Annotated in this window: 6 protein-coding genes; 1 reads left to right on the plus strand and 5 read right to left on the minus strand. The window is 75.0% G+C overall.

The window, feature by feature from the left end; all coding sequences use genetic code 11:
- Window positions 1–23: 23 nt before the first annotated feature.
- The 5 genes from ACFVUH_RS10700 to ACFVUH_RS10720 all read right to left on the minus strand — a co-directional run bounded on the left by ACFVUH_RS10700 (window position 24) and on the right by ACFVUH_RS10720 (window position 5,949).
- Window positions 24–1,742, minus strand: coding sequence for an ABC transporter family substrate-binding protein (locus ACFVUH_RS10700; protein WP_387912460.1), 1,719 nt, complete (start codon window positions 1,740–1,742; stop codon window positions 24–26).
- Window positions 1,743–1,857: 115 nt separating this feature from the next.
- On the minus strand, window positions 1,858–4,074 hold the full coding sequence (locus ACFVUH_RS10705; protein ID WP_387912462.1) for a hypothetical protein: 2,217 nt from the start codon (window positions 4,072–4,074) through the stop codon (window positions 1,858–1,860).
- Between the two features lie 236 nt (window positions 4,075–4,310).
- On the minus strand, window positions 4,311–4,772 hold the full coding sequence (locus tag ACFVUH_RS10710) for a DUF6113 family protein (RefSeq protein WP_355370020.1): 462 nt from the start codon (window positions 4,770–4,772) through the stop codon (window positions 4,311–4,313).
- On the minus strand, window positions 4,769–5,704 hold the full coding sequence (gene mshB / locus ACFVUH_RS10715; RefSeq protein WP_387912464.1) for an N-acetyl-1-D-myo-inositol-2-amino-2-deoxy-alpha-D-glucopyranoside deacetylase: 936 nt from the start codon (window positions 5,702–5,704) through the stop codon (window positions 4,769–4,771). Before mshB ends, ACFVUH_RS10710 begins: the two co-directional genes overlap by 4 nt.
- 50 nt (window positions 5,705–5,754) lie before the next feature.
- Window positions 5,755–5,949 carry a DUF2304 family protein gene (locus ACFVUH_RS10720; RefSeq protein WP_344344199.1) on the minus strand — a complete coding sequence of 65 codons (195 nt, stop codon included), beginning with the start codon at window positions 5,947–5,949 and terminating at the stop codon, window positions 5,755–5,757.
- Between the two features lie 226 nt (window positions 5,950–6,175).
- On the opposite strand from ACFVUH_RS10720, the gene ACFVUH_RS10725 reads away from it, so the two are divergent.
- Window positions 6,176–8,329, plus strand: a complete 2,154-nt coding sequence (locus ACFVUH_RS10725) for a prolyl oligopeptidase family serine peptidase (RefSeq protein ID WP_355370024.1) — start codon at window positions 6,176–6,178, stop codon at window positions 8,327–8,329.
- The last annotated feature ends 136 nt before the right edge of the window (window positions 8,330–8,465 follow it).

Here is an 8,465-nt window from a genome sequence, read left to right on the forward strand (position 1 = left end):
CCCCTGCCGTGCGCGGCGAAACGTCACTTCAGATAGCCGACGTTCTCCCAGACGATGTCGGACAGGCCCTGGGCACCGATGTTGGCGAGGTCGGCGCGGGCGCCGAAGAGCTGCGGGCGCTGGTAGAGCGGCAGCATCCCGGCCACCTTCCACAGCTCCCCGTCGGCCTGGTTGATGGCCTCGAAGGCGCCGGCCGCGTCGGTCGCCGCGGCCGCCCGGTCGAACGCGGCGTCCACCGCCGGGCTGCCGGCCTGGGAGTGGTTGGTGCCGCCGTTCGTGGCGAAGTTGGTCCGGTTGCCGCTGGCCGGGAACGGCGTGCCCAGCAGCGAGTAGGCGGCGATGTCGAAGTCCCGCCGGTTGACGTACTTGTCGAAGAACTCGTTGGGGCTGGCGGTGATGGTGGTGACCTTGACCCCGACGTCCTTGAGCATGCCGGTGGCGACGGCGGCCTCGTTCTGGGCCTGGGTGACGCCGGCCGGGATGACCATCCGCAGGTTGAGCTCCTTGCCGTCCTTGCGGCGGACGTCGCCGTCGAGCTTCCAGCCGGCCGCGTCGAGCTTGCGGACGGCCTCGGCCGGGTCGTAGCGGCTGAGGCCCAGGGAGTTGTCCCGGTAGGCGTTCTGGTTGGCCACCAGCAGGTGGTTGTTGAGGGTGACGGTGGGCCAGTCGAGCCCGGCCAGGTCGGAGCGGGTGATGGCGTCCCGGTTGATCGCCTGGAACAGCGCCTGGCGCACGGTCGGGTCGGTGAGCCCGGGGCTGCGGCTGTTCAGCGTGAACTGCCGGAAGTCGGGTCCGCCGGCCCGTCGGACGGCGGCGCCCGGGGTGCTGCGGATCAGCTGGTAGCCGGCCACGTCCGGACCGTTGTTGAACAGGTCCAGCTCGCCCTTGTTGAAGGCGGCGGCCATCGTATTGGGCACCATGGCGCGGAAGACGATCCGGTCCAGCAGCGGCTTCTCGCCCCACCAGGCCGGGTCGGCGACCAGGGTGACGGTCTGCGCGGTCCGGTCCATCTTCTCCACCTTGAACGGGCCGGCGGTGACCGGGATGGCGTCCAGGTAGGAGGTGTTGAACAGCTCGGGCGTGGCGACCCGGCTCGCCGGCAGCAGCGGGGCGTTGGCGGCGCCGTTGAACATCGACTGCCACTCGGAGTACGGCCGCTCGAAGGTCATCACGGCCTGGTAGTCGTCCTTGCCGCGCTCGACCGCCGAGACCTGCTCGAAGCCGGTGCTGCTGGCCGCCCGGTACGCCGGGTCCTTGCCGTTCAGCGCCCGCCAGTTGGCCTCGATGTCGCGCCAGGTGATCGGTGTGCCGTCGGACCAGCGGGCCTTGGGGTTCAGCGTCCAGACCACGACCTGCCGGCCGTCCCGCTGTTCGGCGTGCGCGTCCTGCAGGTAGGCGGGGTTGGGGGTCTGGGTGCCGGCCGCGTCGGAGCGGAAGAAGGTCGGCAGCAGCGGCTTGCTGACGGCGATAGTGGAGGACTCGCCGCCGTCGGTCTGGATCGGCGACCACTGGCTGGAGTACTGCGGGATCGCCACCCGCAGGGTGCCGCCCTGGCGCAGCTCGGCGCGGTCGTGCGGATTGATGTCGACGGCGGTGAGCTTGGGGCTCTCGACCGCGCTCGGGAGGGCGCGGGCGCCGCCGTCGGAGCCGCTGACGGGGGCGCAGGAACAGAGCGACAGCGACAGCGAGACGGCGGTGAGGCCGACGAGCAGGGCCGTGCGGCGGTACAGGGGGCGGCCCATGGTGGTTCTCCCGGGGCGGATGCGGCGGATGACAGGCGACACATCTTGCTGACCCGGGAGCGGCGTTGTCGAGGGGCGGGCCCGGATCCGGGCCCGCCCCCCGATAACGGTTCGGTCAGACCGGGAACTTGAAGGTGCGGTCCCGGTCGCCGGTCTTGTCGAGCAGCGCGGTGATCTGGTCCGCGACGTCCTGGGTGGTGACCGTGACCAGCTGGCCGTTCTTCTTGGTCTTCACCTTGTCGAAGCCGGCGGCCGCCAGCTGGCGGCCGAGCGCGTCGAGGTCCCACTTGGGCACGAACTTGCCGTTGGCGTCAGGGACGAGGGTGAGCGCCGCGGCCGCGGTCTTCGGCCCGAAGTCGAACTTCTTGGTGCCCGCCATGATGTGGATCTGGCCGTTCACCGCGGACTTGCCGAGGGTGTCCGCCGCGCCCTGGAGGGCCTGCGCGGAGGTCTTCGGCTGGGCGGCGGTCACCGCCAGCGCGACGGGCTGCTCGGACTTGCCCGCGGCGCGGTCGCGGTAGGCCGCGTCGACCAGGTCGACGGCGGCGGTGGAGTCCACCGCCTGCCCGGCCTTGCCGGGGACGACGACGGCCTCGCCGGTCTCGGAGAACTTGACGTAGCCCTCCTGCAGGCCCTGGCCGCTGCCGCCGGCCAGCGCCTCCAGCGCGGACTTGAGCTTGGCCCGGTCGACCTTGACCTCCGGCGGCACCGCCTTCTCGTCGCCCTTGAGCGACTTGAGGACGTCCATCGGGTTGTAGGAGTGCTGGGCGAGCTTGTCCACGGTGGCGGTGGTGTCGAAGGCGAGCCCGGCGGCGGTCGGGTCGAGGTCCACGGTCTGCTCGCCGACCTTCAGCTTGACCGGCTGCTGGCCGGCCTTGCCGATGCTCTCGTCGAGCTGGTGGATGGCCTGGTCGCGGCTGCTGCCGCCGATGTCCGTGCCGAGCACCACGGTGCCCTTGGGGACGTCGGACTGGTTCAGCATCAGCCCGGTGCCGTAGGCGGCGGCGCCGAGGAAGCCCACCCCGGCGACGGCGTAGGTGGCGAGCTTGACCAGCTTCTTGGCGGCGCTCGGCCTGGGCTTGGGGGCCGGTGCGGGCTTGGCGGCGGCGGGCGCCGGCTTCGGGCCGGACGGGCCGTCCGCCGCGGGGGCGGTGGCGGCGGCCGGGGCGGCGGGCACGCTCGCGGGGTCGAAGGGGGCGGCGGCGGGCTCGCCCTGGCGGCCGGGGGCGCCGGGGAACAGGCCGCCGGGGGCCGGGGCGCCGTTCGGGCCGCCGGCGGCCGGGCGCTGGGCGGCGAACGGGTCGGCACCGGCCGGGGCGCCCGGGAAGAGACCGGGCTGTGCGGCGGCGTCCGGGGCGGCGGGGCCGTTGGGCGCGCCGGGTATGGGCGCGGCCTGGGCGTCGTCGCGGATCGGGGCGAAGCCGTCGACCGAGGTGTCCTCCGGGCTCGGCGCGCCGGGCCCGCCGGGGGCCGGGGGCTGCTGGACGGCGAACGGGTCGGCGGGCGCGAAGGGGGCGGCCGGGGCCGGCGGGGCGAACTGCTCGGTGGGGGAGTCGGCGTAGACGCCGGCCTCGTCGGCGGGCAGCTCGGGCGCGGCGCCGTACGGGGAGGCGGGCGCGCCGGTCGGCTGCGGGGCGGGCGGCTGGACCTGCGGGGGCACCCGGTGGCCGTTGGCGACGGCCGCACCGGGGGCGGCCGCGGCGGGGCGTCCGGTCCGCGGGTTCTCCGGCTGCGGGCGGGGAGCACCGTTGGCCCGGGCGGCGCCGCGCTGCGGGCCGGCGGGGGCCGGGGCGGCCGGACCGCTGCCGGGGGCCGGGGCGGCGGCCGGCGCCGGGGCGGTGCCCTCGGTGGCCGGGCCCTTCTTCTGGCGCGGGCGGAACCACGCGCCGGTCGACTCGGCCTCGGAGGTGGCCGGCGGGATCTGCCACTCCGGCGGCAGGTGCGGCGGGGCGCCGCGGGTGCCGCCGTCCATCACGCCGAGCACCGGGGAGGCGGGCGCGGCGGAGCGGTGCCGGGGGCCGGCCGGCTCGGCGGCGGGCGCCGGGGTGTCCTCGCCGCCGCCGTCCTCGTTCTTGACGGTGCTGCGGACCACCACCGGCGGGATCGGGCGCGAGCCGGGGATGTTGATCCGGACCCGGGTGGTGAGGGTGGTCTCGGTCTTCGGGCCCTCGTCCTCGCCCTCCGGAGCCGAGCCCTTGGCGGCGCCGGCGCCGCCCGTGCGGTCGCCGCCGGGGAAGCCCGGTGTGCCGTAGGGCGGGGTGCCCGACGGGTAGGCGTCCGGGCCCGTGCGCCGAGGCGTCGGGTGGGCGTTGTCAGATTCGCGGCTGCTCAATGCTGCTCTGCTCCGGGTTCGCGGGCCGGCCGTGCGGCGCGACCGCGGTTCGTCTGCGCCGGGCCTGGCGGGCGGCGTCGGGTACGGCGTTCTGCGGCACCACCATACTGGGAAGAACCGACCCGTGAACCGGTTCGGAGAGATCCCGATACGTCCGGTTCCTCCGGTATGAGAGTACGACCGGGCGGTGCTGACTGCTCGTCGTACCGGCCACCGTACGCGGTTGGCCGCCTGGGTCAGCGCGGTGGGCCCATCACGCCGGGGAACCAGCCGGCGCGGGTGGGCAGGGTGGTGCAGATCACGCACAGGATCGAGCCGGCGAACAGCCAGCCGAGCGAGGTGGCGTTGGTCCAGAGCACGTTGTCCCCCTCGGGTCGGGGGACCATCACCATCAGCAGCGCCAGGAACCAGCCGGCCGCCGGGACGCCCGCGCCGAGCCGGGTGCCGGTCACCCGCAGGCCGCCGTAGAAGGTCGCGGCGGTGGCGGCGAGTGCCAGCAGGACCCCCACCGGAGGCCACAGGGCCTGGATGAACGCTCCGCACACCGACACCGCGAAGCCCAGCGGGAAGAGCAGGACGTAGGCCGTGACCCGTGCGGCGCGCGGGGGCTGGGGCTCCTTCAGCCGCTCGTCCCGGGTGCCGAGGACGGCCGCGGGGATCGAGCGGCGCGCGGGCCGCTCGGGGGCGGGCGAGGTCATCGGGCACGCTCCTCGGAGGTCGCGTCGGGGCCGGTGGCCGCGTCCGGGCCGACGTCCAGGCCGGCGAACAGGTCGTCCTCCGGCAGCCGCGGCCCGGCCTGGCCGTGCACCAGCTGGTAGTACTCGGTGACGAGCAGCGGCTGGCCCAGGTGGTTGGAGAGCGCGAAGAACGCGCCGGTGGGGTCCACGGTGATCTGGGTGGCGTGCGCGGCCATCGCGGCGGCCTTGCGGCCGGCGTACGCGGCGCCGTCCAGCGCGGTGGTGACCAGCTCGTCGTCCACCACGCCGGGGACGTCGGCCGGCTCGGCCACGCCCGGGAACGGTGCCTTCTCGGCGGTCTCGGCGAGGGCCCGCTCGAGGACCGACCGGGGCACCCGGTTCCAGTACACCTTGGCGATCCGCCAGGCCGGACCCAGCTCGGGCCGGTACGCCGGGTCGGCGGCCAGCTCGTGGGCGCGCATCGCGACCCGGTGCGCCTGGATGTGGTCGGGGTGTCCGTAGCCGCCGTGCTCGTCGTAGGCGACCAGCACCTGCGGGCGCACCTCGCGGACCACGGCCACCAGCCGGCCGGCCGCCTCGTCGACGTCGGCCCGCCAGAAGCAGCCGGGCACGTCGTTGTCGGGCACGCCCATCATCCCCGAGTCGCGGTAGCGACCCGGACCGCCGAGGAAGCGGACGTCGCCGACCCCGAGCGCGGCCATCGCCTCCGTCAGCTCGCCGATCCGGTGGGCGCCGAGCCGGTCCTCCCGATCCGCCGTCAGATGGGCCAGCTCCGGCGGGATCACCTCGCCGCCCTCGCCGAGGGTGCAGGTCACCAGGGTCACGTGGGCGCCCTCGGCGGCGTACCGGGCCATCGTGGCGCCGTTGTTGATCGACTCGTCGTCGGGGTGCGCGTGCACCAGGAGCAGGCGGCGGCCGGTAGTGGCGGTCATGGGAGGAAGCCTAACGACCGGCGCGCCGCCCGGTGACCGCGCGCGGCCCGTCAGAGCCGCAGGCCGTTGATCATTCCGGCGAGGTTGCTGGTGACCTGGCTGATCGAGGGGGCGATGGAACTGGACGCCAGGTAGAAGCCGAGCAGCGCGCAGACGATCGCGTGCGCGAGCTTCAGACCGGAGCGGCGGATCAGCACCACCACGATGACCAGCATCAGCATGGCGGCGGAGATGGACAGGGCCATGGCGGCTCACACTCCTCGGGGCCTGGCGAGCACTCGTGCACCAGTCATACCCGAAGAGTGAGGTCCCCATGACGCTGGGTGAGTCCGCATGCCCCGGGGCACGGTGGCACTCGTGGGGCGCATGGGCCGGTCGGAGGGGGTACGGGGCCCGTCCGGGCGTACTTGCGGCCGATGCTCCGAACGAGTGATCACCATCGGCCCACCCCGGGTCGTAGGGTCTGGTGCCATGACCTCCCACACCCCTGCGGACACCTTTCCGCGGCAGTACGCGCGCACCCTGCGCTACACCGTCGGCGCCCCCCGGTCCTTCTCCGTCGCACCCGACGGCTCCCGGGTCGTCTTCCTGCGTTCGTCCTCGGGCAGCGACCGCGCCAACCTGCTCTGGACCCTCGACACCGCCACCGGCGAGGAGCGGATCGCCGCCGACCCGGTCGTGCTGCTCGGCGGCGGCGAGGAGGACCTCTCCCCGGCCGAGAAGGCCCGCCGCGAGCGCAGCCGCGAGGGCTCGGCCGGCATCGTCGGCTACGCCCTGGACGGCGCCGGCCGGCTCGCCGCCTTCGCCCTGTCCGGCCGGCTGTTCGTCGCCGACCTGGTCGCCGGCACCACTACCGAACTGCCCGCCGAGGGCCCGCTGCTCGACCCGCGCCCCTCCCCGGACGGCACCCACGTCGCGTACGCCACCACCTCCGGCGAGCTGCGGCTCACCCGGGTCGACGGCACCGGCGACCGCGCTCTCGCCCAGCCGGACGGGCCGAACGTGACGTGGGGCCAGGCCGAGTTCATCGCCCAGGAGGAGATGGGCCGCGACCGCGGCCACTGGTGGTCCCCGGACGGCGAGCGGCTGCTCGTCGAGCGGGCCGACGACACCCCGGTCCACCGCTGGTGGATCGCCGACCCGGCCAACCCGGACCGCGAGCCCGCCGAGGTCGCCTACCCGGCCGCCGGCACCGCCGACGCCGAGGTCGGCCTCTGGCTGTTCGGCCTGGACGGCACCCGCACCGAGGTCGTCTGGGACCGCGAGGCCTTCCCCTACCTGGCCCGGGCGCACTGGTCGAAGGGCGGCGTGCCGCTGCTGCTCGTCCAGTCCCGCGACCAGCGCGTCCAGCGGACCCTCGGCCTGGACGTCGCCACCGGCGCCACCGAGGTGCTGCACGAGGAGCGCGACGACGTCTGGCTGGAGCTGTTCCAGGGCGTCCCGGCCTGGACCCCGGACGGCAAGCTGGTGCGGATCTCCGACGAGTCCGGCGCGCGGTCGCTGGTGATCGGCGACCACACCGCCACCGGGCCCGACCTGCACCTGCGCTCGGTGCTCGCGGTCACCGCCGAGGAGGTCTTCTTCACCGCCTCCGGCGGCGCCGCCGAGACCGATCCCGAGCCCGGCTGGGTCGCCGTCGGCCGGATCAGCCACGACGGCAAGCGGCTCTCCTGGGAGTCCGCCAACGGCCGCCCGTTCACCTCCGTCACCACCGCCGTGCACGCGGCCGGCGTCACCGTGCGGGCCACCGCCGAACCCGACCTGCCCGGCACCCTGGTGCAGGTCGCCCGGGACCTGCCGGAGGGTGTCGTGGTGGACGACGTCGCCGTCATCGCCTCGCACGCCGAGACCCCGGTGATCACCGCCCGCCCGGTGTTCCGCTTCGCCGGCGAGCGGCGCATCCCCGCCGCGGTCTTCCTGCCCACCGGCTACGACCGCGAGCGGGACGGCCTGCTGCCGGTGCTGATGGACCCCTACGGCGGCCCGCACGGCCAGCGCGTCGTCCAGGCCCACAACCCGCACCTCAACTCGCAGTGGTTCGCCGACCAGGGCTTCGCGGTCGTCGTCGCCGACGGCCGCGGCACCCCCGGGCGCGGGCCGGCCTGGGAGAAGTCGATCCACCACGACTTCGCCGGGGCCACGCTGGACGACCAGGCCGACGCGCTGCGGGCGCTCGCCGAGGAGTTCCCGCTCGACCTCGGCCGGGTCGCCATCCGCGGCTGGTCGTACGGCGGCTACCTCGCCGCGCTCGCCGTGCTGCGCCGCCCCGACGTCTTCCACGCGGCGGTCGCGGGCGCGCCGGTCACCGACTGGCGGCTGTACGACACCCACTACACCGAGCGCTACCTGGGCCACCCGGCCGAGCACCCCGAGGTGTACGACGCCAACGCGCTGACCGGCTACGCGGCCGGCCTCGAGCGCCCGCTGATGATCATCCACGGGCTCGCCGACGACAACGTGGTGGCCGCGCACACCCTGCGGCTGTCCTCGGCGCTGCTCGCCGCCGGGCGCCCGCACACCGTGCTGCCGCTCTCCGGCGTCACCCACATGACGCCGCAGGAGGAGGTCGCGGAGAACCTGCTGCTGCTCCAGGTCGACTTCGTGAAGAAGTCGCTCGGGATCTGACAGCGGTCCGTGCGGGGGGGCCAAGAAACCGAAACCCCCACCCCCCCCCCCCCCCCCCGCCGCCCCCCCCCCCCCCCCCCGGGGCCCCGAGGGGGGAGCCACCCCCCCCCACGGCGGGCACCGGGCCAGGGTTGGG

It is taken from the genome of Kitasatospora sp. NPDC058032 (genome assembly GCF_042885845.1).
Classification (GTDB): domain Bacteria; phylum Actinomycetota; class Actinomycetes; order Streptomycetales; family Streptomycetaceae; genus Kitasatospora.